Source organism: Grimontia sp. THUN1695, from assembly GCF_059704325.2.
Genome location: NZ_AP046577.1, coordinates 1,673,419 through 1,697,740, shown reverse-complemented (window position 1 = coordinate 1,697,740; position 24,322 = coordinate 1,673,419). Strand labels below are relative to the sequence as shown.

Sequence of the window (24,322 nt, the reverse complement as noted above, 5' to 3'; positions counted from 1 at the left end):
CAGCGGGCTTTTTCGTATCTGGAACAAACCTCTATATAAACAAGGCCGCTGCGTATTCAGCGACCTTTTCAGTACTATAGCTTGATGCTCTTCACCATACCGGCTTCGGCGTGGCCTGGGATATTACAGGCAAACTCGACATTTTTGTCGCCGTGGAAGTGCCACAGCAGCTGTTTGGCTTTGCCTGGCTTGACCGTGACCGTGCTGCCTGAATCGTGCTCATGGTGGCCTGTCATGGTTTTCATCATTTCGCGGTGTTTCAGTTGTTCTTCCATTGACCCGATGGAAAACTCATGGTCAATTTTACCCACGTTCATCACCACAAACTGCACCACGTCATTTGGCTCGATTTTTACTTCTTTTTTGAAGTTGATACGCATGTCATCAGTCAGGAGAACGTGAACCACCTTGTCAGGTTTGGCGCCTTTTGCCGGCATACCCACTGCAGACATGCCTTCCATGTTCATCATGCCTGAATGGTCCATCTTGGAATGGTCCATGTCACCGTGGCCCATAGCGCTGTGATCCATCTTGCCATGATCCATTTTCGAATGATCCATCGCGTCAGCGAATGCGCCTGTAGTAACCAGTGCCAGAGAAAGTGCCAGTAATGTCTTTTTCATGGTGTTTTCCTTTTTAAAGTAGGTATCACTGGGCCTTTCAGCCCAGTGTTTTCGTTATGTGTGTTGAGTAATTTCTTTGTTTTTCCAAAGCTTAAAGATGGCTGGCAATACCAGCAGGGTTAGAAGCAGTGCGGATGCCATGCCGCCAATCATTGGTGCGGCAATACGCTGCATCACTTCAGAACCCGTGCCTTCCCCGTACATGATGGGGATAAGGCCGATAATAACGGTCAGTACGGTCATCATGACCGGGCGGACACGCAGGCCTGCGCCCTCGCGGATGGCGTCGGTCAGGTCAGTCATGGTCAGGGGCTGTTTTTCTTCCCTGGCATGTAGCTTCTTGTAGTGCCACGCCTGGTTGAGATAAACCAGCATGATGACGCCGATTTCCACAGCAACACCAGCAAGGGCAATGAAACCAACGCCCACAGCGACCGAGAAGTTAAAGCCCAGGTAATGCATCAACCACAGGCCACCGACCAGAGAAAGTGGCAGGGTTGCCATGATGATCAGTACCTCGCCAACACGGCGGAAGCTCATATAAAGAAGCAGCATGATGATGGCGATAGTGATGGGAACCACCACACTCAAACGCTCTTTTGCACGCTCCATATATTCGTACTGCCCTGACCATGCCAGTGAATAGCCCGCAGGTAGTGACAGCTGCTCGGCAACGGCCTGCTGTGCTTCCACCACATAGGAGCCCAGATCGCGCCCGTCGATATCGACAAATACCCAGCCGTTCGGACGTGCGTTCTCGGTTTTGATCATCGGCGGGCCATCTTCATAGCGAATATCTGCGACATCTGCCAGCGCAATACGCGCACCATTGGGGGTCACCAGTGGCAGGTTTTGCAGCTTCACCACCGAATCACGATAGTCCTGCGGATATCGAACGTTGATGGGGTAGCGCTCCAGACCTTCAATGGTTTCCCCGACGTTCATGCCGCCAATGGCGGTGGTGATAACCTGCTGGACGTCTTTAATGCTGAGGCCATAGCGAGCTGCAGCGCGGCGCTTGATGTCGATAGTGACATACCGGCCACCCGCCACACGCTCAGCGTAAACAGACGCCGTGCCTTTAACGCCATGGAGAATGGGTTCAAGCTCTGCACCAATGGTTTCGATCACGTTAAGGTCCGGGCCGGCAATCTTGATACCAATCGGTGTTTTGATACCTGTTGCCAGCATGTCGATACGGGTTTTAATCGGCATGACCCACGCATTGGTCAGGCCCGGGAACTGCACCAGATTGTCGAACTCTTTGCGCAGCGAGTCCGTGGTAACGCCTTCACGCCATTCTTCACGGGGTTTCAGCTGGATAACCGTCTCAATCATGGTCAGCGGGGCAGGGTCAGTCGCGGTTTCCGCGCGGCCAATCTTGCCCCATACGGATGCTACTTCCGGTACGGTTTTAATCAGCTTGTTGGTCTGTTGCAAAAGCTCCCGCGCTTTACCGATGGATATGCCGGGATAAGTGGTCGGCATGTACATCAGATCGCCTTCATCCAACGGAGGAATGAACTCACTGCCCAGTTTGCTGGTGGGGTAATACGCTGATGCCATCAGGGCAATAGCGACCGCAATCATGGTTTTTGGGAACTTAAGACTGAGGTTCAGCAGCGGCCGGTAGAGTGCGACCAGCCCTTTGTTCACCGGGTTTTTGTGCTCAGGCAATACCTTGCCACGGATGAAATAACCCATCAGCACCGGCACCAATGTAATGGCAAGGCCAGCGGCGGCGGCCATTGCATAGGTTTTGGTGAATGCGAGCGGCGAGAACATCTTGCCTTCCTGACCTTCCAGCGCGAAGACGGGCACAAAACTCAGGGTGATGATCAGCAGCGAGAAGAACAGGGGCGCACCCACTTCTTCCGCTGCTTTACCGATGACCTGCCAGCGGTTTTTGTCTGTCAGTGGCGTGCGCTCTATGTGCTTGTGCACGTTTTCGATCATCACGATCGCCCCGTCCACCATGGCCCCAATCGCAATCGCAATACCGCCCAGTGACATGATGTTGGCGTTAATGCCTTGCCAGTGCATCACGATAAACGCGGAAAGAATACCGACAGGCAAACTGATCGCAATCACCAGCGAAGAGCGGATATGGAACAGGAACAGGGCACAGACCACCGCCACCACGATGAATTCTTCCGCCAGCTTCTTCCAAAGGTTCTCCACCGCCGCATCAATCAGGGTTGAGCGATCATAGGTTGGTACGATTTCGACACCTTCCGGCAGGCTGCGCTTGAGTTCTTCCAGCTTGGTTTTGACGTTAGCAATCACTTCGCTGGCGTTTTCGCCAAATCGCATAACGATGACACCACCCACCGCTTCACCTTCGCCGTTGAACTCGGAGATACCGCGGCGCATCTGTGGGCCAATGTTGATGTCTGCGATATCACCCAGCAGTAAAGGCGTGCCTTTCTCTGTGACGGTAATTGGCAGTGACTGGATATCTTCCACGCTGGAGAGATACCCTGTTGTGCGCACCATGTGTTCGGCTTCGGCAATTTCAATTACCGATGCACCGGCTTCCTGATTGCCGTTTTGGATAGCCATGTTGACCTGTTGCAGCGTCAGGTTATAGGCACGCAACTTGGCAGGATCAATCTGCACCTGGTATTGCTTCACCATGCCGCCGACAGTGGCAACTTCCGATACACCTTCTACCGTTTGCAGTTCGTATTTCAGGAACCAGTCCTGAAGGCTGCGAAGCTCAGACAAGTCATGCTGGCCGGTTTTATCCTGAAGTACATAGCTGTAAACCCAGCCCACACCGGTAGCATCCGGGCCAAGGGTTGGCTTGGCGTTTGGCGGCAGTTTGGGAGCGACCTGGCTCAAGTATTCCAGCACACGTGAGCGCGCCCAGTACATGTCGGTATCATCGTTAAAGATGATGTAAACGTAAGAGTCGCCAAAAAATGAAAAGCCGCGCACGGTTTCAGCGCCCGGCACCGCCAACATTGCTGTTGTAAGCGGGTAGGTAACCTGATCTTCCACAACCTGCGGGGCCTGCCCCGGGTAACTGGTTTTGATGATCACCTGGACATCAGATAAATCCGGAATGGCATCTACCGGTGTGTTTTTGACACTGTAGAGACCACCCAGCGTAAGGAACAGGGTCGCCACCAACACCAGAAAGCGGTTGGCGAGCGACCAGCGGATAATCGCGCCAATCATGGGTTACCTCCGTCCAGCTCCAGCGCTTTCAAGGTGTATTCAGCGCCGTTTTTCTCTACCTGGAAGCGGACTGTCTGACCCTCGGCAAAGCCGCTGAGATCCACGTTGCCGTCGACAGAGAAGTTCATTTCCCCCGCGTCCCAGCGCCATGCTTCGACAGGCTGGTGGGCAAGGGTGATCATGCCGAAATCTGCCATCAGCATCGAAATGTTTCCTTCAATCCATACGTCATTTGGCGTTGCACTTTCACTGATGCTGTAATCGACAATTTCGTACTGGCCGGATGCACTTTTCTGCATTTCAAAGTCAATCGCCTGACCGACATCGAAATCACCCATTTCCACGCCATCTGCAAACGTGAAATTCATCACCATGCCCGGCCAACCCCACTCTGGAACCGGCTCGTGGTTGATGGTCAGCATGCGGTGATCCATCATCACGTCGGTGATTTCACCTTTGGTCCATTGGGTTTCCGGTGGAGGCTCAACGCCCGTCTCTTGAGACGAAGAGATGCGCGCTAAATCTGCTGACTGGCTGGATTCTGAATCAAGCATAAAGTGTGCGGAGGTCACCACGCGATCCTGCTGGGTGAGCCCCTGCAGGACTTCGATTTGATCATCCGCTTCACGTCCCACTTTAATACGGGCAGAACGGTATTTACCGTTACCCTCAGCCAGTACCACACGGGTCATGCCCCCGGAACGGATCACTGACGATTTCGGGATGGTCAGCACCGCATTTTCAGTCACAGGCTGCAAGGCGATATTGGCGAACATGTTTGGCTTAAGGTCGCCTTCGGCATTCGGGAACTTCAGGCGCACACGAAGGGTACGCGTTTTCGGGTCAAGGATTGGGTAGACATAATCAACTTCGCCTTCCCAGGTCTGGCCGGGGATAGAGTCCAGTGTCATCACTGCCTTACTGCCGGCTTTTACCCAGTGAGCCTGTCGCTCAAACACTTCTGCATCGACCCAGACCTCATCCAGTGGACCAGCACTGATAACAGCTTGCGCCGGTGACAGGTAGCCGCCTTCACGTATGTTCAGGCTAGCGATAACACCGTCTGCGGGTGCTTTGACCTCAATGGTCTGGGACGCTTTGCCGCGTTGGGTAATTTGCTCGATTTGTTCGCGGTCAACCCCGAGGGAGAGCAGGCGCTCAGTTGCCCCTTTTACCAAGCCTTTGCGGCCTGTACGGTGCGCGTTCAACAACTCTTCCTGCGCTTTCACCAGCTCAGGCGAGTACAGGGTAAACAGGACGTCATTCTCACTGACTGTTTCACCCACGGCGTTGATGTTGAGCTTCTCAACCCAGCCTGCGACACGGACATTGGTTTGCCACAGATGGCTTTCATCAAAGGCGATATAGCCGACCGTTTCGATGCGGGGAGACAGTTTTGAAAGCACAACAGGCGCAGTTTTTACGCCAAGGTTGTTTTCAACCGCCGGGTCGATAGTCACAGTGCCGGGCTTGTCGTTACCGCCCGCCAAATCTTCGGCATACACCGGGATGAGATCCATACCCATCGGTGATTTACCGGGTTTGTCCCGGCGATAATTGGGATCCATCGGCGCCACCCAGTAAAGTGGCTCATTATTGCTTGCTGCTGATGTGTCAGCCATGGCGGACATATCGTGCCCTGAGATAAATTGGTTAGCGCTGTACCCGATAACACCACCAACCAGTAACGCCAGCGTGGCGACTTGCATTGTTTTCATTGTTCTTTCCTCGCTTACCGATCAGTGTTTTCTGGTCGTCGGTTGTGGGATATCCGGTGTCGTTGCCTGATAGTCGAAACCACCAAGCAGCGCCGCCAGGTTGCTGTTAACCAGATTCAGGTCAGTGATTAGGCGCTGCTTCTCAAGGGACAGCGTCAGTTCATCACTGGCTGCGGTAATGACGTCGCTGAACTGTGCGGTGTTGTTCTGGTAGCCCCGTTCAACGGCCTGGGTGCGAGCCTTGGCTTGCTCCAGCAAGGTGTGTTGGTAGTGTTCAAGTCGCTGATTGAGGTTTTCCCTGTCCACCAGCAAGGCATTCACCTTGGCGTTCATCTGCGCAAGAAGAAGGTCTCGCTGGGATTTGGCGGCACCGACCTGATATTGGGCGGCACTGCGGTTTTTATCCTGACGGTTGTCAGTGAACAGAGGTAAATCCATCGTCAGGTAGGCGCTGACCAGATCAGAGGCAGGCTGGCCGTTCATACCATTGGCCTGACGGTAGGCATACATCACTTCAACACCAAATTGCGGTGTATATGCCTGCTCAGCGATTTCGACCTGAGTTTCACTTGCGGAAATCGCCGCTTCGGTCATTTTCACCATCGGATGATTGACCAGCAGGGCGTAATGTTCAGTGGTGCCTGAATGGCTCAGACGGGTATCCAGGGTATTCCACGAAAGCTGGTTTGACGCCATCAGGTGGCTGTTCTGTGCCAGCCATTCTGTACCCAGCCACTCCGATAGCTGGGAGGTGATGCGTCGCTGCATTTGCGCATTGGCCTGAAGTTTCTCGTCCAGTTTGCTTACCTGCAGTTGGGCATTCAATAAATCCTGAGCTTCGTTCTTACCAATCGAGTAGTTGGTCTGGATGAAGTTGGCGAGTTCGCGCATCAGGCGCTGGTTTTCTTTCAGGATGATTTCAGCCTGTTGCTGATAGCCGAGTTCCAGCCAAAGCTGGGTAATACTGTTGGCCACTTCACGCTCGCGGGCGGCAACCTGCAATGACATGCCATCGGCCTGTTGGTTGGCTTTTTTCTGTTGAAGTGAGAGGGTGTCCCCACGTTCAAATTGCTGCATCAGGCCCACAGAAATATTGGTCATGGGATCCTGATCGAATTGGAAACTGTCAACGGGTAGGCCACCAAAGCCCACTTTGAGTTTGGGATCCATTAAGGTTGCACTGGCAATGCCGGTTTCACGCATGGCTTGGGATTGCGCGTAAAACTGTTTGCGGCTGGCATCATAAGCCAGTGCCTGTTCTATAAGCTGGGTCAGCGTATTCTGGTGCATGGCAACCTGGGTCTGCGCTGCTTCAGTGTGTGCAAGAGCAGGCACAGCCACGGAGACCAACACACTGACTGACAAAGCCGGTAAGCTTGGTTTGAATGTCATAACTAAATCCGTTTTTTGCGCCGAAAATGACGCGAAAATACACTCAGCGCCTTTTTTGCGGCGCAATAAGGTCAGGGGACGGATTTAGCGTATTGGCGGACGGAAGAGGGATTGGGGCTGATAAACCACAGCAGAAGACGGTTCGGCACTGATCAGGGCCAATTTAGCCAGATGAAGAGAGGGTGTTTGCGTGTCAGAAAACAGGGCAACCGAGGAGAAGCAGGTTGCCGGACAGCAGTTGTGGGCCATGTTGGTCTGCGAGCTGCAATCAGGGGCAGAAGCTGTCGCCATGACGCTGTGGTGGTTACCGTGAGGGTTTGAGCTCTGTTCTTTCATTTCGCAAGGGAGGGGGGGTTGATGATGCTCGATCATCATCTCGTTCATTGGCGAAGCAGATGCAATAACCGACAACAGCATGGCGAGCAGGCTGATGATGGATATCCAGTATTTTCTGAACGTAGAAATACGCATCTGGCTTACATTGCGAAACAACATGAATAAAGTCTAAACCTTTACCTAGCAGTAAGGTCAACACATTTTCATCGATACCGGATTTGATTGGTCTATTTTTCAGCAGACCTCTGAATTCGGGTATCTGCAATTTACTTGAGTATGAGGTGATTGCGCTTTTAACCAATCTTGTTAGTATCAAACACATAGTCGGGGAGCCCCCAGGCTGAGAACGCAATGCGTGACCCGTTGAACCTGATGCAGTTAGCACTGACGTAGGGAACTATGTTTAAGTTGGATATTGTTCACCTTTCCTCTTTATTCCGCTTACTCACGTTCCCCTTATTAATAAGGGACTTCCATGAAATCTTTTCCACATTCCACCCCCATTGTTCTCACCATTGCCGGATCTGACAGCGGCGGCGGGGCAGGTATTCAGGCAGATATCAAAGCCATTTCGGCAACGGGCGGGTATGCCTGCTCGGTAATCACGGCCATCACTGCCCAAAATACCCAGGGCGTGTCCGCAATCTTTCCAATCCCTATCGAACATGTTGCGCACCAGTTGGATGCGGTGTTTTCAGACCTTGACGTGATTGCGGTTAAGGTGGGCATGTTGGCCGATGCAAATATCATCAGGGTAGTCGCGGAAAAAATCCGCCACTACAGGCCGAGACATCTTGTCGTTGATCCCGTGATGGTCGCCACCAGTGGTGATTTGCTGCTGGCGCAGGACGCTATCAGTACACTGAAAAATGATTTGTTGCCGCTTGCCAGTGTGGTAACGCCAAACTTACCGGAAGGCGCTGCGCTCACCGGCAGCGTGATACCTCAAAATCAGGCTGAAATGACCGGGATGGTGGCAGGCTTGCGTGCATTGGGGGCGGCGTCGGTATTGCTGAAAGGTGGGCATCTTGAGGCGGACGAGAGCAGCACTGATTTTCTGATCCTGAAGGCGCATATTGAGCGCTTTTCAGCAAGACGGATCCCAACCAACAATACCCATGGCACCGGTTGTACACTCTCTGCTGCGCTTGCGTCTTATCTTGCGCAGGGACACGATCTTTACAGTGCGGTTTGGTCAGCGAAAGCTTATATCTCTGAAGCGATTGCCCATGCTAATGAACTGAATGTGGGAAAAGGTAATGGCCCGGTGAACCACTTTTTTAATGGATACCAGACGCTTCGGTGAGCAAGACAATGGCTGAATAGCGGATCAGCCCATCAAACCGATCACTTCTTTCAGGGTTTTCAGGTAACGGCGGCTGATAGGAATTTTCAAGCCGCTACAGGTAACGACTTCTCCGACACCATTTTCTAACAGCTTGATTTCGCGGATGTGATTGACGTTGACCAGATACTGGCGGTGACAACGAAGCAGCGGCGTTTTTTCTTCCAGCGTTTTCAGGGTGAGTGGAGTGGTTGGGGTTTGATCCGGGGTATGGACATGGACGCCTCTGATATCACTGTATATGCTTTCTACTTGGTTAATCGGCACCAGTAAAATACGGTTGTATCCAGTGCACGGGATTTGAGTTAGCGTTTCTGGTGCCAGTGCCGACAAGTTTTGAGGCGCAGACTGCTTTTTCACGGTCCGTGTCAACTTCTGTACCGTTTTTATCAAACGGTTGGGTTCAACAGGTTTGAGTAAATAGTCGAACGCACTCTCTTCGAAGGCTTCGATGGCGTACTGGTCGTAAGCGGTAACGAAAACGACGAAAGGCATGTTGTCAGGATCGAGCATAGAGAGCAGCTCAAGGCCCGTTACCTTTGGCATTTGGATATCCAAAAACACCACATCCGGCTTCAATTCGTTGATTTTCTTCAGGCCAAGAATTGCGTTCGGGGCTTCACCGATGATTTCAATGTCGCCTGTTTCTACCAGTAATGTGATAAGTTCTTCGCGAGAAAACTGTTCATCGTCAATGACCAGTGCAGTTAACATCTTACATGTGCACCTGTGCTTACTTCGGAAACCGGAATGATAAACGTCATTCGGGTAAATTGTTCATGCTTGGTTTCAATTTTAAGTGATGAATCACGCCCAAAGTGATGTTCAAGCCGTTTTGTCACAATTTCCAGTCCCAACCCTTCGTGGTTCTTCGACGGTGGTACGAAACAGCCTGCGTTATCTTCAACGGAAATGGCATAACCGTCTGGAACGGGGGTGCTGAAAATGTGTACTTTCCCGCCTTCAAGCAGATTGGAAATACCGTGCTTAATGGCGTTTTCTACCAGTGGCTGAAGGGTGAAGCTCGGGATCTGCACATCCAGCAGACAGTCATCGATTTGAATTTCCACATTTAGCCTGTCCGTGAACCGTGCCTTTTCGATACTCAGATACGCATTGACATGTTCGAGTTCATCGCGAAGCGATACCAAGTGCACATTTTGTTTGAGGTTACTGCGGAAAAACCGGGACAGGTTTTGGATAAGCTCACGGGCTTTGTCTGCATCGCGGCGTACCACAGCACTGATGGTGTTGAGGGCATTGAACAAAAAATGCGGATTGACCTGTGCATGCAATAATTTTACTTCAGCCTGTGTCAGCAACGATTTTTGTTGCAAGTACCCACTGAACAGGATTTGGCTGGAAAGGAGTTGGGCAATTCCCTCTGCCACTGACATATTGATGGTAGAGAACAGCTTATGTTTACGTTCATAAAGTTTAATGGTGCCAACCACGTCTTCCCCTGAGCGCAGTGGGATGATCAGTGCGGAGCCAAGTTTGCAATCTTGTGAAAGTGAGCACTGATAGGGCTTTTCTGCACCATCAAGGTATATGATGGTATTTTTTGCAATGGCATCCAATGTGCTTTGTGAGGAAATTTTAGTTGCAGGCAGATGGTGATCATCGCCAATGCCGACATAAGCGAGGATCTTTTCATTATCGGTGATAGATACGGCGCCCACTTGAGTTTCTTCGTAAATAATACGGGCAATTTTTCCTGCTGAATCGCCATTCAATCCATTATGAAGAATGCCTATGCATCGGTCAGCGATAGTCAATGCGCGACGTGAAAATGAGGCAGAGTATTTTTCGAAGATGGTTTTCCTGTCTTGTAAGATGCTCATAAACAGGGCAGCACCGAAAGAATTGGCAATGATCATGGGAGCTGCAATCGTTGACACAAGGGCATAAGATTCATCAAAGGGCTTGGCCACCAGTAGCAGGATGATCATTTGCAACGCCTCGGCGACGAACGTTATCCCAAACACCACTGCGGGGTTAAACAGCTGGCCGATACGGTTACGCTTCACAAAGTAAACATGCATCAGGCCGCCAATGAGTCCTTCTGCAGTGGTGGATATGCCACAGGCGAGATCCGTAAACCCCCCTAGGGAATAGCGATGAATACCGCCGGTGAAGCCAACGAAAAAGCCCACCACCGGCCCGCCGAAAAGGCCACCCATGACGGCACCAATTGCTCGGGTATTGGCAATTGCATCATTAATATGAAGGCCAAAATAAGTCCCGAGAATGCAAAAGCCAGAGAAAAGGACATAACAGATAAGTCGGTGGCTTAAACGTGAAGATATGTTTAACAAAGGCAGAATGATGGGTGTTTTGCTGAGCATATAAGCCAGCACCAGATACACACACATTTGCTGCAGCAGCGAGACAATCAGTTCCATGGTGGACCTTTGCTTTCTTTTTTCTCATTGTATCTGTGACGGGAAATGAAACAAATAGAGCCTGCGAAGGCAGGCTCTATTTTAACATTTTGTTATATTAGGCTGTTTTAGTTTCTGCCTGAGGGATCTCTTCATCATCGAGTTCTGTTTCACCTTTCCCTTTCGACGTTTTTATCACGTAGGCTGCTACCATCAGGGCAAAAAGAACACCGGCACCTGTTGAGATATTCATGGGCAGGCCAAAGCCCAGTGTGGCGTTGTTCAGGATGAAGGTCACGCACACTGATGTCATAAACATTGCTGGAACGGTAGTGATCCAATGAAGCTTGTTATGGCGCAGCAGGTATGCGGATGCTGTCCACAGCATCATGACTGCCGTGGCTTGGTTTGCAAACCCAAAGTAGCGCCAGATAATGCCGAAATCTACCTGGGTCAGGATGCCACCGATGACAAAGAGTGGCATTGCCATCAGCAGTCGGCTGCGCAGCGATTTTTGCTCCATATTGAAGTATTCAGCGAGGATAAGGCGGCTTGAACGGAATGCAGTGTCGCCAGAAGTGATAGGCAGGATAACCACACCCAGGAACGCAATGATGCCACCGAACACACCCAACAAGCCGAATGAGGCACTGTAAACCACATTACCCGGACCGCCACTGGCCACAGCATCATTCAGTGCCTCCAGCGAACCGAAGAAAGACAAGGCAACGGCACACCAGATCAGGGCGATGATACCTTCACCAATCATGGCTCCGTAGAACACAAAGCGACCGTTCTTCTCATTTTCCACGCAGCGTGCCATCAGTGGAGATTGGGTTGCATGGAAGCCTGAAATCGCGCCACACGCAATGGTGATGAACAGGGCTGGCCACAGTGGCATATCGTTTGGATTCAGGTTGCTGAACATGTCGCTTACTGCAAAGTTGCCCATGACAGTGTGCTCATCAGAAAAGCCAATCGCTGTCATCAGACCCACAGACATAAAGATCAGCAGGGCACCGAAGAACGGATAGAAACGGCCGATGATTTTATCTATTGGAACGATAGTCGCAATGATGTAATACGTGAAGATAATTACGACCATGCTGGTCATTGTTACTGTCAGACTGGTTTGTTCGTTGATCAGGTTGGTGATCATACCTGCAGGTGCAGAAACAAAAACCACACCAACCAGCAGCAACAGGATAATGGCAAAAATGTTCATAAAATGTTTTGCGCCGTTACCCAGATAGTGGCCAGTAATGCTTGGCACGGAAGCGCCACCATTACGGACTGACAACATGCCAGAGAAGTAGTCGTGTACTGCACCCGCAAAGATACATCCCACCACAATCCAAAGCATCGCCGCCGGGCCATATAGCGCACCCATGATCGGACCGAAGATTGGGCCCACACCGGCAATGTTCAGAAGCTGAACCAGATACACCTTAGGCGTCGACATCGGAACATAATCAACACCGTCGGTTTTAGTATGTGCTGGGGTTTTCCGGAGTTCGTTTACGCCGAACACCTTTTCAATAAACGCCCCATAGATGAAGTAGCCGCCAATCAGCGCAGCGACACAGGTGAGAAACCACATCATAGCCATTGTCCTTATTGAATTGATTCACAGTGCTAACTCTATGGCTTCTCGTGCAATAAGGCATTCACTCAGTGGTTAAGTGGTGGAATAGAAATTTAAGCGGTTGTATGACGCATTAAGAGGCAGGCGATAGGCAATCAATTGTCTCGGGTGTGAAGCGTAGCACTAAAATTGCGACTGGCCGTTCATCCTGCCTCTGTAAAGGCTACGCTGGGTGCAACATATTCAAAGAAAACCCGATTATTAACTACCGCTAAAAAGGAAAGATGTTTGAGTAAGCCAAGCAAAACAAAAACCAGTTTCTACCGACGTTTGCTGATTGCACACCTTATCGACAATGGCGTGAATACAGTAATAAGGGTGGCGGCTTCGCGCCACCACACCTTGGGTTATGGGCGGAGACTCATCAAGGCGTTACAGCCTTTCTTCGAGATATTTGTCGTAGTCTGGCACTTCAATGTCGACTTCGTGCGTCATCATCGGAGATGAAATGAGGTAGTTGGCCGACGCCCGGTTAATTGCCACCGGAATATTCCATACTGCGGCAATGCGAAGCAGCGCCTTCACATCCGGGTCGTGCGGTACGGCACTTAGCGGATCCCAGAAGAAAACCAGCACATCGATTTTCTTTTCACAAATCATCGACCCCAACTGCTGATCACCGCCCAAAGGACCGCTCATTAGTGACGTGATCGACAGGCCCGTCTCCCGGCTCAGGATATTACCCGTCGTGCCGGTCGCAAACAGCGAATGGTGCGAAAGTGCATCTTTGTTTTCCTTCACCCAGCGCAGTAATTCAGATTTGCAGTGGTCGTGGGCAACCAGAGCGATTTGTTTACGTGGACTGAGGGTACGGGTAGTTAATTTCATCTCTAGCTTCTTATCCATATATAGAAAGACTCATTTTGAAGTTTTTAATTGAAACGGGCGATACGTGGATGGGTAAATCCGGACGTAGATCGTTAATTTTTCCACTTCGGGTAAGATCTTTTGTTGTAAAAACAACCTCAAAATATCAACAGGCCTAATAATTCCGACACATTGAGCTTGTCATTTCAACCGACTTTATTCACGTCAATACGTTGCTCGGGAGAGAGGTTTTACATCAAAGGTTCATAAGCGAGATACTTCTCATGTATTGGTGCATTTTTCAGCCAATATTTAATGAAGGCTGCAATGTTAGCAGATTGGTTCAGGTCGAGCGCGGGTAATCCTGAGTGATCGAAACCGGTGGGTTTCTCGTCATAGGCGACAGCAATAATGTGTTTGTCCTGATTGTACAGGGTGGGTTTTCCATAGCGTGGACGGTGAACTTCTATTTTGGCGAATTTTTCATCGCGAAAGCCTTCCACCAATACAACATCCAGCCGAGCGTGATCCAGTTGTGCCAAGCACTCTTTCAGCGAAGGCTCCCGATTCTCCTGATCATGATATTCAAAAAAAAGCATGTGGCGTTTTGAGGTTGCCAGCAGCAGTTGATCGCTGCCCGCATAGCGCAGGCGATAGCTGTCTTTTGAGGGTTTATCCGGCTCAATATCGTGGTGACTGTGTTTCAGCAGGCCGACTTTTAAGCCCGCGGTTTTAAGGTGGGGAATGACGGCTTCGAGCAGCGTGGTTTTTCCGGCACCGCTGTACCCGGCAAAGCCAAGTACGGGCGTTAACTGTTTACTGGGCATAGATCATCACTATCGTTTGTTGGCATGTGCATAGGCACCTTTTTCTAAAAAATGATAAAGCGCTGTGGAATATCCATTACGGGTCGGGTTTTGCCGTGCAGAAACACGCATAGGCGCTACATTTATTATGCATAAAAGCGCATTTATCTGTTGCATAGCATAGCGATTGCGTTTCTCTAGCCGAAAAGTGTGAAAGGACCACTGGATGGGATAAACTTCTCCTCTTTGGCCTGAATTCCCACAAAGTTTTCAGCTGAGGTATAAAATCACTGCGAAATACAGTCGCCTTGAGTCTGGATCGTTTATAGGGCAAACAGGATGTGCCCGTCACTAACGCTCCAAGGTTGGCTTGTTTTTCGCTATTTTCAATGAACACAACATTATCATGGAGCGATAATATGTGGGTTACCCTTGATTTTGAAGCCTCTGGTTTAACAGAAGCCTCATATCCGATAGAAGTGGGCTACAGCTTGCCCGATGGGACCAGTATCAGCTTGCTGATTAATCCTGAATCTTCTTGCGAGAGCTGGCAATACTGGGATGAATTTGCTGAAACGGAAATTCATGGTATCTCCCGTCATAGTCTGAAAGCGGAAGGGCTTTCTGTCACCGACGTTTGTTCTCATCTTAACAGTGCATTGTGTTATTACGATGACGTTCTGTGTGACAGTCAGTGGGATCTGTTTTGGTTGGGGCGATTATATAAGGCTGCCCATATGCGACCGACATTTACCCTGACTGAAGTCGGGCACTGGTTGTTGAACCATGACAGTATCAGCCGGGGGGATTTCCTGTCCGCCCTCGATTCGCTTGGTCCTGCGCCACACCGGGCTGAAGCCGATGCCAAGTATATTCGTCAGGCTTTGTCGATGATTCTCAGTCAGGAGCGTTGTTCCTAGCCTACCCGAAAGGTTAACATTGTGCTTTGGGTACAGACTGAGTAGTGATAGTGGGTTCTGACAACAAGGTGCTGAGGTTTGCGACGTTTAATGTTGCCATGTCAGCTGACGCGCCCGGCGATATTTTCCGTGAACTTAAAGCAGGCACGCATCGCCGTTTCAACCATATCGCCGCCATCATCCAACATATACAGCCTGATGTCCTTTTATTGTGTGAGTTTGACCATCCTGGGCACGGCGGCGATGACGGCATGTTGGCGTATTTCCAGCTTGCTTATCTTGAAAAGCCCCAGTGTGGGCAGCCTGCCATTCATTATCCTTTTCAGTATGCTCCGCCTACCAATACCGGGCTCGCTGTGTGCAACGGGGAAGACGTTGCGACATCACCGGAACGGGCGCATGGCTTTGGCCGGCACCATGGGCAGTATGGTTTTGTCGTGTTGAGCCGATACCCCCTTGATTTGGAAAACCTGCGTTCCTGGCAAACCCTCTGCTGGGCATCATACCCTGACAGCAAAATGCCACGCGCGTATTTCGCTGAGAAAGGGCTGGGATCTTTGCGTTTGTCCTCGAAAAACCATATCGCCTTGCCTGTTATCGTGCATGACAAAGTGATTCAGCTGGTTACCTGTCATCCCACTCCACCTGTTTTTGATGGCGTGGAGAAACGTAACTATAAACGCAATGCTGATGAACTCCGCCTGCTGCATGACATTGTTCGGGGGGCAGATTTTTTGGTTGATGACGCAGGAAAGGCAGGAGGACTTACGCCTTCACAGCCATTTGTGGTGATAGGGGATCTCAATGCGGATCCGGTCAATGGTGATGGGGATCGGAATGCAATACGCCAGCTATTGGATGATGCAAAGATTCAGGATGTACAGCCGGAAAGTGACGGCGCCGAAGCTACGTTATTACGCGTCCATACCCGGCGAAAACGCCAGGCAACTCACCACCGTGGCCTGCGGTTGGATTATGTCTTGCCATCTATCCACTTTAACGTACTGGATGCTGGCGTATTCTGGCCCAACCCAGACAATCTGATCGGGCATTTGATCCACAATCACAAGGGTAACGCTGTGGCTTCGCACTCCTCTGATCATCGCCTGGTGTGGGTTGATCTCCAACTGCGATGACCCCAGCTAACAGACTGCCACTCAAAAACCGCCAATGAATACACAGACAACAAGGTGGTGTGTGAAAGTATTCAAAATTTCATCGCCTTAAGGTCGATATTTGTCCGAGGATCTTCGGTCGAATGTTAATTTATTGAACGAACGTATGGATCTCTTCATTAAATGGAGTAGCACGGATGAAAACCATCACCTCACTGGCTGCAGCAGTAACCCTTGGTTTTATGTCTGCATCCGCCTCAGCTGCACAATTCAAACCCTCCATCATTTTCGACATGGGCGGTAAGTTCGACAAATCATTCAACCAGGCAGCTTACACCGGAGCTGAGGCTTTTAAGAGTGAAACCGGTATCCGCTACGGTGAGTTTGAAATCACTAACGAAGCCCAGCGTGAGCAAGCTATGTTGCGTATGGCCCAGCGTGGTTTTAGCCCGATTGTGGCGGTGGGATTACTGCAGGCACCGATCATAGAAAAAGTGGCGAAACAGTTCCCCAAAACCCAGTTCGTGATTATTGATGCTGTGGTTGATCAGCCAAATGTGCGCTCGGTGGTATTTAAAGAGCACGAAGGTTCATTCCTGGTGGGTGTACTCGCCGCGATGAAAAGTGAAAGCGATAAGGTCGGCTTTGTTGGGGGAATGGACATTCCACTGATCCGCAAGTTTGCCTGCGGTTACGAGCAGGGCGTGAAGTATGAAGCGGAAGGCGCGGAAGTGATCCAAAACATGACCGGATCAACGCCCGCAGCGTGGAATAACCCAACCAAAGGTGCTGAGCTGGCGAAATCGCAGTTTGATAAAGGTGTAGACGTCATTTATGCCGCTGCGGGCGGGACCGGTATAGGCGTTTATCAGGCAGCAGCAGACGGTGGAAAGTACGCGATTGGCGTTGATTCAAACCAAAACTATCTGCACCCGGGTGTGATGCTGACGTCGATGGTAAAACGTGTTGATGTTGCGGTCCAGGATGCATTCAGCGATGCGAAAAACGGCGAATTCACACCGGGTTTGCAGGTGCTGGGCCTGAAAGAAGGCGGTGTTGACTGGGCATTGGACGAATATAACCGTGATCTGGTTACCCCTGAAATGGAAGCGCGCGTAACGCAAGTCCGTGACGACATCATTGCGGGTAAGGTCGTGGTTCACGACTACCTCAGCACTGATTCTTGCGAATATTGATTCCGTTATTTTCGCCCCCGTCGTCCGACTGGCTATCCGGGGGCGTTTTGCTCACACAGGTCTTCACCGCATTTGTTTTTCAGGGTTGCATTTGCATATGGCCTGTGTCCATCGTGTCTGTTTTCTTTTTCCGTAACAGATACCAAAGCGGCAGTATTCCAATGCTGATCACTGCCAGTGCCACCAGACCATTGTTTGCAGCACCCAGATATAGCACGATCTGGCTACCTAACAACGCACCCGCACCAATTCCTACATTGAAAATGCCAGAGTAAATGGCCATGGTGATATCCGTTGCCCTGGATCCATATTCAAGTGCGCGGGTTTGCATGGCGAGCATGACCATCATCATTACTGCTCCCCAGATAGCGACGCCGGGGAAGAGTTGTAATGGGGAAACATTTGACACGGATAGCAGTGAAAGGCATAGCGCCAGCGTACCAAACCCCAGCACCAACATGACGTTAGGATAGTGGGGTTGCAGGCGGCTGAATAACAGACTGCCAACAGTACCGGCGGCACCGTAAGTCAAGAGTGCCCAGGTAGTCACATCAGGGCTTAAATGCCAAACCCGTTGGATCAACGGCTCAAGGTAGGTATAAGCCGTAAAGTGGGCGGTGACCACAATCACCGTCAATAGATAAAGGCCCAGTAACGGCTTATTTCGGCCTATTTCCGGCAGACTTGAAAGGTTGCCTGAGTTGGAAATCGGCAGTGCCGGTAGCCATCGCCACAGCGCCAGCATTAACAGGGCGGAAATCACACTGATACTGCCGAATGTGGCTCGCCAGCCAAACCATTCGCCAATAACGCGGCCTAGCGGTACACCCATTACCATGGCCAGCACTGTCCCCGTTCCAAGCAGGCCGATAGCCACAGCGCTTTTACCTTCTGGTGCCATTCTCACAGCGATTGCTACGCTGATTGACCAGAAGACTGAGTGGGCGAATGCGATACCAACGCGAGATACCAGTAACATGTTGTAACTGTTTGCCAAAGCAGAAACGACATGGCTGACAACAAACAGGACAAAGACGCCCAGCAGCAGGCGGCGGCGTTCAACATTGGCCAGTAGCAACATCACAGGCAATGATGACAGTGCAACAATCCAGGCATAGATGGTCAGCATTGGGCCGACTTCTGCCGGACGCATACCAAAACTCTCACCAAGGTTTGCTAACATCCCGACAGGAACAAACTCTGTGGTATTGAAAATAAATGCGCTTAACGCCATCAGAATGACTCTGAGCCAGGGCAATAATTTTTCTTGTTCTGGGTGCATGATTGGACGTGACAGACTAAAGGGATCAAAGTGTAAGGCAGGCCTGAGTGAGAGGCAACAACAAAACCGCCAGGCCAACACCACATGTTTGCCCTCTGTTGCGATGAAGAAAAAGGCGCCGAAGCGCCTTTTAAGGAAAATGGGGGTTAATCCCCGATAAATCCGCCGGTCTGGTGCTGCCAGAGCTGGGCATAGATACCGCCACTGGCAATCAATTCCTTGTGGGTGCCTTGTTCAACAATTTGCCCCTGATCGAGCACAACCAGTCTGTCCATTGCGGCAATGGTGGAGAGGCGGTGTGCAATGGCGATAACCGTTTTTCCTTCCATCAATTGGTAAAGACTTTCCTGAATCGCAGCCTCTACTTCTGAGTCCAGTGCTGACGTGGCTTCATCCAAAATCAGGATGGGGGCATCTTTTAACAGTACCCGGGAAATAGCCACACGCTGGCGTTGTCCGCCTGACAGTTTTACACCACGTTCCCCGACCTGTGAATCATAGCCACGATTACCGTGTGGGTCACTCAGGGTTTCAATAAAGTCATGTGCCTGCGCTTTCTTGGCTGCCTCAAGCATCGTCTCTTCGCTGGCAGACGGGTTGCCGTAAAGGATGTTTTCACGGATTGAACGGTGAAGCAGGGACGTATCTTGCGTCACCATACCGATGTTGGCACGCAGTGAATCCTGCGTCACTTCAGCAATGTTCTGGCCATCGATGCGAATTTCACCGCCTTCCACATCATGGAAACGCATCAGCAGGTTTACCAGCGTTGATTTACCTGCACCGGAGCGGCCAACCAACCCAACTTTCTCACCCGGTTTAATATTGAGGTTCAGTTTTTCAATCACCCCTTTGCCTTCACCATAGTGGAAGCAAACATCAGTAAAACTGATGGCACCTTGCGGCACGTCAAGCGCAGGTGCGTTTGGCTTGTCCATAACTTCGACGGGTTTGGACAGCGTCGACATGCCATCAACCACAGTACCGATGTTTTCAAACAGGGAGCCAATTTCCCACATGATCCATTTCGACATGCCGTTTATGCGCAAGGCAAGACTGACAGCAATAGCGATAGCGCCAATCGTGATGGCGGAATCTAGCCACAGCCAGATAGAAATGGTGCCAATGGCGAAGACCAACGCATAGTTAGCGATTTCTACGGCGATGTTGAAGCCGGTGGCAAGGCGCATCTGTCGGTAAACGGTATCCATAAACACACTCATGCCTTCTTCGGCATATTCGGTTTCACGATCTGTGTGTGAGAAAAGTTTAACGGTGGCGATGTTGGTATAACTGTCGACAATCCGTCCGGTCATCAGCGATCGGGCATCCGCTTGCTCGGTCGATACGGCTTTCAGCTTAGGCACAAAGTAAATCTGGATACCGATGTAGGCAACAAGCCAGAGGATCAAGGGGATCATCAGGCGAATATCGGCTTGCCCGACCATAAACAGCATCATGGCGAAGTAGACCGAGATATACACGGCAACGTCCAGCAGCTTCATGACGGTTTCCCGAATGGAGAGCGCGGTCTGCATCACCTTGGTAGCAATGCGCCCTGCAAAGTCATTTTGATAAAAACCAATGCTTTGTCTGAGCAGGTAGCGGTGTGCCATCCAACGGATTGACATCGGGTAGTTACCGAGAAGGGTTTGGTGTATCACCAGCGAATGCAGGGATACCAACAGCGGCATTCCAATGAGGATCAACAATCCCATGCCAAGCAGTGTGTTCCCTTCGTCGGCAAGAAACGTTGTTCTATCCTGATTAGCCAGCCAGTCAACCAGTTGCCCCATAAAGCCAAACAATGATACTTCTGCAATCGCGATCAGTGCAGTCAGTAATGACATGGCGAGTAAGGGGCGTTCGAAACCTTTGGTGTAGTGTCGGCAAAACGCGAGCAGATTATTGGGTGGCTGCTCCGGCTCGGAAGGAGGAAAAGCCAGCGTAATACGCTCAAACAGTTTGTAGATCATGAAAACTTCCGGATGTAGTGGCTCACAGTGAATGATTGAAGCAAAAAACAGATACGGGCTTCATCGTGAGTAAAGTAAGGGACGGGGGAATTCTAACAGGTTTCATGCCGTGGATAATGTCAATGTTTCCAACGAAATCATTCAAATTTTCTGAACAGTTTTTATTTTGATGTCAGAAAAATAAAAAGAATAAGCCGGCTCCATAGAGCCGGCTCAGATTCACCGAGAGGATTAGCCACACACTTTTGACCAGCTGCCATCGCTGCCCGGTACCGTTGATGTCCACCAGTTGGCTTTGTATACCGCACCTTCGTGAACCATTTGATCACCCGCGGCTGCGTGGGTTGGCGTACCTGCCCAATCCGTTTGTGGCCAGTCAGGGTACACATTAATACCCGTAGTGTCACAGGTGCCTGGGTCAGGGTTACCTGGATCCGTTGGCGTCGACAGATCGGCCAGTGGCAAGTCGCTGTACTCAAATGCAAATGCGTAGTCAACACCGTTAATGTTCACAGTGTAGTTAGCAGGGCCAGAGATTGGCAGGTAATAAACCATGTCAAGTTCATATGCTTCGCCTGCTGGCAGTGATTTCCACGCTGGCAGTGAGAAAGCGACACGGTGCATGTTGCCTTCCAGACCGCCGATGTTATCAGCACGGGTGTGACCAGATGCAATCACCTCCAAGCCGCCGCCGGATTGGTCTTTCGCATTGTCAGGGGCTGATGTCGGAATGTCGAACTCGAATTGGGTGCCACCTGGGATATCAACGCCGGTGTTATTGGTGAACGTGAGAGTCGGGTTGATCGGGTAGTTTTGGTCACCCACTTTAAAGCCACTTACGCTCACTGCAATATCAACCGCTTCGGTTGGCATTGGTGTGTCAGACAACTTGGCACCGTAAGGTGTTGCGGCTGCAAACTTGTCGTAAATGGCTTTGGTCATGGTGTTACCCATGTGGTATTCACCGTTACCTGTCTTACACGCATTCTCGGTTGCATCGACCACGTCGGTGCGGTTGCCATTGGCATCTAACTGATAACACGCATAGTCACCCGCCAGTTCCCAGAACATGATACCGCCAATGCCTTTGTCGATAACGTAATCAGATTTTACCTGAATTGACGCTTCGTCTTCGGTAGACAGAAATACCTGTTTTTCCGCGTTCCACAGCCAAGGAGCAACAGCAACTGCGTCGTAGTTACGCGTGTATTTGCCCTTCAGTACATCTTGTGGATCGTTCGCTGGGTCTAAACCGTAAGTAGCAGCATAAGTACCGAAGATACCATTTTCCAGGTTTTTGGCATGCCACATTGGGTTAGAGCCTGCGCCCATTTCGTTACCCTGTGGATCCTTGTCATGCCACATGTTGTCGATGCCCATTGCACCGTAGCCACAGTTGTTTTTTTCACCTTCGCCGGTGCCGGGTTGACATTCTGCCTGGTTCGGAAGGGCCGCTTTACCCCACAGGCCGTTTTCACCGCCTGTCACGCCTTGCCAGCCACGGGTGTAGTAAGGAACACCAATGTTGATGCGACCTGCAGGCATTGAACCGCGGAAGTAGTGGTAAGCCCAATCAGTGTTCAGGTAACCGATACCACCGTACTGGCTGGTGCCGTATACGTTCCAGGCAGCCAGTTCAGAGTCTTTTCCGGTATCGAACAGTGCTGCGTTGTGGCCTACGTGATCATTCCATGCGCCGTGCAGGTCATAGCTCATGATGTTGACGTAATCGAGGTACTTGGTGACATCGAAAGTTTCCATACCGCGCAGCAGGTAGCCAGAAGAAGGCGCCGCAATGGTCAGCATATAGTGGTGGCCATCTTGCTCAGAGGCAATATCGATTTTCTCACGCAATACACGCATCAACTCTTGATACGAAGCCCACAGGTATGGGCGGCGTGGTTCCATGAAGTCTTTATCATATGGGTTACCGGCGCCAGCCATTGACGTGGGGTATTCATAATCGATATCGAGGCCATCGAATTTGTACTTACGCATCATTTCAACCGCAGAATCGGCAAACTTCTGGATGCCGGCATGGTTGATAGAACCGTCAGCATTGGTGGTCATGGTGTAGAAGCCACCATCAGCTACGCGTTCACCGTCAACACCGAAGTGCCCCCCGGTTTCTGCCCAGCCACCGATAGAAATCAGGGTCTTAACGTCGTGTTTCTTCTTGTATGTTGCCAGTGCACCGAAGTGGCCTTTAAAGCCAAGTGCAGGGTCAACTTCGACGCCTGGCCATTCTTTACTGACTGCGGCGTTGTTAGGATCGTTCACATCACCAATGTTGACTTTACCGTCAGCCCCGATGCTGACAAACGCATAGTTAATGTGGGTCAGTTGTTCCCAAGGATTGTCTTTCACCAGATAGGAGGATTGCGGATCGTCTCCTGCACGCCAGCTGGTGAAGTAACCGATAATACGGCGTGGGTGATCGGCTCCCATGTCTTCACGGCCTTCGGCATCGTAAATCGTACAGTAAGGCACATTCACGCCCGGCGTCTGGTAAAGGCCTTCTGGGCGACAGTTTGAAACAACAGGCGTGCCTTTCACGTTCACTGTAATCACGGCAGAGTCTGTTGATGCACCTTTATCATCCGTTGCTTTCGCGTAGATACTGATGTTGCCGGCAGTTGTGGCGGTGTATTTCACGGTGAATGGTGAGGCTGTTGCGGAGTCGATCAATTGGCCTGCGGCATAGAAGTCAACTTTTGCAACCGTGCCATCAGCGTCTGCTGCATCTGCGGTCAGGGTGATGACCGCACCTTGATCGACTGCGGTTGCCGAGGCAGCGACAGCCACGGTCGGCGCTTCGTTATCAGGCTCAACAACGCCGGGCTGGACTGTGATGTCCATAGGGGCGCTTTCAGTGACTGCGCCTTTATCGTCGGTGGCTTTTATTGTAATGGTGTGTGGGCCTTCTGCGGCAGTCCAGTTCACAGAGTATGGAGCAGCGGTTGATGATCCTACTGCTGCGCCATCGACAAAGAATTCCACGCTTGTTACAGCGCCATCAGCATCCGCGGCTGTTGCACGGAGTGAGATAATGTCACCACTTTTGATGACATCTGTCACGCTTGGTGAATCCAGTGACACTGTCGGTGCTTGGTTGTCCGGAGGGGTGACGTTACCGGAATCACACTGGTCTACCCGTGTCCACTCCTGATACTCGCCTGAAGAAGTGGCGGGGTTGGCATTATTCGTCCACCAGTTAGCGGTGTAGACATTCCCTTCGTGCTGAACGGTTGAGCCTCCGCCATAGGCTTGACCATCCTGCCATTGCTCAATGTCAGAGCAGTCGATAGCTGCCTGCGCATTGAAAGCAAACATACATGCTACGGCAACCGCCGAGAGCGTGAACCCTTTGCTCTTACCTGTCACATCCATTGGATATTCCTCGAAAATAAAATTTATCTATTGATTTATATGTAATTAGCGCCACTTAAATCGCGCAATGAATAAAGTAGAGGAGTTACAAACACAGGACATCTGGGTTTTAGCCAGATTTAGATCTCTAGTCAGTATCTGAAAAAAAAGGTTTGTGCTCTTGGTATCGATTCACAGTTTCAATGCACAAAGTTTCATTTTTCT

The 24,322-nt window shown here is 50.8% G+C and carries 17 protein-coding genes and 1 riboswitch; of the genes, 4 read left to right on the top strand and 13 right to left on the bottom strand.

Features of this window, described 5'->3' with window-relative positions; genetic code table 11:
• Window positions 1-74: 74 nt before the first annotated feature.
• The 5 genes from copI to AC6IB1_RS11185 form a co-directional block, all read right to left on the bottom strand.
• Window positions 75-623, bottom strand: coding sequence for a copper-resistant cuproprotein CopI (gene copI, locus AC6IB1_RS11205; protein WP_497566737.1), 549 nt, complete (start codon window positions 621-623; stop codon window positions 75-77).
• Between the two features lie 54 nt (window positions 624-677).
• Window positions 678-3,806 carry an efflux RND transporter permease subunit gene (locus tag AC6IB1_RS11200; protein ID WP_497566736.1) on the bottom strand — a complete coding sequence of 1,043 codons (3,129 nt, stop codon included), beginning with the start codon at window positions 3,804-3,806 and terminating at the stop codon, window positions 678-680.
• Complete coding sequence (locus AC6IB1_RS11195; protein WP_497566735.1) at window positions 3,803-5,524, bottom strand: efflux RND transporter periplasmic adaptor subunit; 1,722 nt, start codon at window positions 5,522-5,524, stop codon at window positions 3,803-3,805. Before AC6IB1_RS11195 ends, AC6IB1_RS11200 begins: the two co-directional genes overlap by 4 nt.
• 21 nt (window positions 5,525-5,545) lie before the next feature.
• Window positions 5,546-6,916, bottom strand: a complete 1,371-nt coding sequence (locus AC6IB1_RS11190) for a TolC family protein (protein ID WP_497566734.1) — start codon at window positions 6,914-6,916, stop codon at window positions 5,546-5,548.
• A gap of 84 nt (window positions 6,917-7,000) precedes the next feature.
• The gene (locus tag AC6IB1_RS11185; protein WP_497566733.1) at window positions 7,001-7,411 is read right to left on the bottom strand and encodes a hypothetical protein; all 411 of its coding nucleotides are present in this window, start codon (window positions 7,409-7,411) and stop codon (window positions 7,001-7,003) included.
• 156 nt (window positions 7,412-7,567) lie between these two features.
• Window positions 7,568-7,665, top strand: a riboswitch (TPP riboswitch).
• A 62-nt stretch (window positions 7,666-7,727) separates the two neighbouring features.
• Between AC6IB1_RS11185 and thiD the strand changes: the two genes are divergently transcribed.
• Window positions 7,728-8,558 carry a bifunctional hydroxymethylpyrimidine kinase/phosphomethylpyrimidine kinase gene (gene thiD, locus AC6IB1_RS11180; RefSeq protein WP_497566732.1) on the top strand — a complete coding sequence of 277 codons (831 nt, stop codon included), beginning with the start codon at window positions 7,728-7,730 and terminating at the stop codon, window positions 8,556-8,558.
• A gap of 24 nt (window positions 8,559-8,582) precedes the next feature.
• On the opposite strand, the gene btsR is transcribed toward thiD, so the two are convergent.
• The 5 genes from btsR to mobB all read right to left on the bottom strand — a co-directional run bounded on the left by btsR (window position 8,583) and on the right by mobB (window position 14,260).
• Window positions 8,583-9,311 (bottom strand): two-component system response regulator BtsR, encoded by a 729-nt coding sequence (gene btsR, locus AC6IB1_RS11175; protein ID WP_497566731.1) that lies wholly within the window; start codon window positions 9,309-9,311, stop codon window positions 8,583-8,585.
• Window positions 9,305-11,002 (bottom strand): LytS/YhcK type 5TM receptor domain-containing protein, encoded by a 1,698-nt coding sequence (locus AC6IB1_RS11170; protein WP_497566730.1) that lies wholly within the window; start codon window positions 11,000-11,002, stop codon window positions 9,305-9,307. Before AC6IB1_RS11170 ends, btsR begins: the two co-directional genes overlap by 7 nt.
• A gap of 97 nt (window positions 11,003-11,099) precedes the next feature.
• Complete coding sequence (locus AC6IB1_RS11165) at window positions 11,100-12,584, bottom strand: carbon starvation CstA family protein (RefSeq protein WP_497566729.1); 1,485 nt, start codon at window positions 12,582-12,584, stop codon at window positions 11,100-11,102.
• Between the two features lie 414 nt (window positions 12,585-12,998).
• Complete coding sequence (locus AC6IB1_RS11160) at window positions 12,999-13,454, bottom strand: methylglyoxal synthase (RefSeq protein ID WP_497566728.1); 456 nt, start codon at window positions 13,452-13,454, stop codon at window positions 12,999-13,001.
• Between the two features lie 230 nt (window positions 13,455-13,684).
• Window positions 13,685-14,260 carry a molybdopterin-guanine dinucleotide biosynthesis protein B gene (gene mobB / locus AC6IB1_RS11155; protein ID WP_497566727.1) on the bottom strand — a complete coding sequence of 192 codons (576 nt, stop codon included), beginning with the start codon at window positions 14,258-14,260 and terminating at the stop codon, window positions 13,685-13,687.
• Between the two features lie 398 nt (window positions 14,261-14,658).
• On the opposite strand from mobB, the gene AC6IB1_RS11150 reads away from it, so the two are divergent.
• From AC6IB1_RS11150 to AC6IB1_RS11140, 3 genes are all read left to right on the top strand, one after another.
• Window positions 14,659-15,159 carry a 3'-5' exonuclease family protein gene (locus AC6IB1_RS11150; protein WP_005503067.1) on the top strand — a complete coding sequence of 167 codons (501 nt, stop codon included), beginning with the start codon at window positions 14,659-14,661 and terminating at the stop codon, window positions 15,157-15,159.
• 50 nt (window positions 15,160-15,209) lie between these two features.
• Window positions 15,210-16,295, top strand: a complete 1,086-nt coding sequence (locus tag AC6IB1_RS11145; protein WP_497566726.1) for an endonuclease/exonuclease/phosphatase family protein — start codon at window positions 15,210-15,212, stop codon at window positions 16,293-16,295.
• A gap of 176 nt (window positions 16,296-16,471) precedes the next feature.
• Window positions 16,472-17,470 carry a BMP family lipoprotein gene (locus AC6IB1_RS11140; RefSeq protein WP_497566725.1) on the top strand — a complete coding sequence of 333 codons (999 nt, stop codon included), beginning with the start codon at window positions 16,472-16,474 and terminating at the stop codon, window positions 17,468-17,470.
• Between the two features lie 79 nt (window positions 17,471-17,549).
• On the opposite strand, the gene AC6IB1_RS11135 is transcribed toward AC6IB1_RS11140, so the two are convergent.
• From AC6IB1_RS11135 to AC6IB1_RS11125, 3 genes are all read right to left on the bottom strand, one after another.
• The gene (locus AC6IB1_RS11135; protein ID WP_497566724.1) at window positions 17,550-18,752 is read right to left on the bottom strand and encodes a sugar transporter; all 1,203 of its coding nucleotides are present in this window, start codon (window positions 18,750-18,752) and stop codon (window positions 17,550-17,552) included.
• A 146-nt stretch (window positions 18,753-18,898) separates the two neighbouring features.
• Complete coding sequence (locus AC6IB1_RS11130) at window positions 18,899-20,728, bottom strand: ABC transporter ATP-binding protein (protein ID WP_497566723.1); 1,830 nt, start codon at window positions 20,726-20,728, stop codon at window positions 18,899-18,901.
• Between the two features lie 231 nt (window positions 20,729-20,959).
• Window positions 20,960-24,118: a chitinase C-terminal domain-containing protein gene (locus tag AC6IB1_RS11125; protein WP_497566722.1), complete on the bottom strand. Its 3,159-nt coding sequence runs from the start codon at window positions 24,116-24,118 to the stop codon at window positions 20,960-20,962.
• Between the last annotated feature and the right edge of the window lie 204 nt (window positions 24,119-24,322).

What these genes read in the sequence shown, in the direction of transcription:
- AC6IB1_RS11190 (WP_497566734.1), bottom strand. Translation starts at nt 6,916, where the DNA reads ATGACATTCAAACCAAGCTTACCGGCTTTGTCAGTCAGTGTGTTGGTC.
- AC6IB1_RS11135 (WP_497566724.1), bottom strand. Translation starts at nt 18,752, where the DNA reads ATGCACCCAGAACAAGAAAAATTATTGCCCTGGCTCAGAGTCATTCTG.
- AC6IB1_RS11200 (WP_497566736.1), bottom strand. Translation starts at nt 3,806, where the DNA reads ATGATTGGCGCGATTATCCGCTGGTCGCTCGCCAACCGCTTTCTGGTG.
- AC6IB1_RS11195 (WP_497566735.1), bottom strand. Translation starts at nt 5,524, where the DNA reads ATGAAAACAATGCAAGTCGCCACGCTGGCGTTACTGGTTGGTGGTGTT.
- AC6IB1_RS11130 (WP_497566723.1), bottom strand. Translation starts at nt 20,728, where the DNA reads ATGATCTACAAACTGTTTGAGCGTATTACGCTGGCTTTTCCTCCTTCC.
- mobB (WP_497566727.1), bottom strand. Translation starts at nt 14,260, where the DNA reads ATGCCCAGTAAACAGTTAACGCCCGTACTTGGCTTTGCCGGGTACAGC.
- AC6IB1_RS11140 (WP_497566725.1), top strand. Translation starts at nt 16,472, where the DNA reads ATGAAAACCATCACCTCACTGGCTGCAGCAGTAACCCTTGGTTTTATG.
- copI (WP_497566737.1), bottom strand. Translation starts at nt 623, where the DNA reads ATGAAAAAGACATTACTGGCACTTTCTCTGGCACTGGTTACTACAGGC.
- thiD (WP_497566732.1), top strand. Translation starts at nt 7,728, where the DNA reads ATGAAATCTTTTCCACATTCCACCCCCATTGTTCTCACCATTGCCGGA.
- AC6IB1_RS11150 (WP_005503067.1), top strand. Translation starts at nt 14,659, where the DNA reads ATGTGGGTTACCCTTGATTTTGAAGCCTCTGGTTTAACAGAAGCCTCA.
- AC6IB1_RS11185 (WP_497566733.1), bottom strand. Translation starts at nt 7,411, where the DNA reads ATGTTGTTTCGCAATGTAAGCCAGATGCGTATTTCTACGTTCAGAAAA.
- AC6IB1_RS11125 (WP_497566722.1), bottom strand. Translation starts at nt 24,118, where the DNA reads ATGGATGTGACAGGTAAGAGCAAAGGGTTCACGCTCTCGGCGGTTGCC.
- btsR (WP_497566731.1), bottom strand. Translation starts at nt 9,311, where the DNA reads ATGTTAACTGCACTGGTCATTGACGATGAACAGTTTTCTCGCGAAGAA.
- AC6IB1_RS11160 (WP_497566728.1), bottom strand. Translation starts at nt 13,454, where the DNA reads ATGAAATTAACTACCCGTACCCTCAGTCCACGTAAACAAATCGCTCTG.
- AC6IB1_RS11165 (WP_497566729.1), bottom strand. Translation starts at nt 12,584, where the DNA reads ATGATGTGGTTTCTCACCTGTGTCGCTGCGCTGATTGGCGGCTACTTC.
- AC6IB1_RS11170 (WP_497566730.1), bottom strand. Translation starts at nt 11,002, where the DNA reads ATGGAACTGATTGTCTCGCTGCTGCAGCAAATGTGTGTGTATCTGGTG.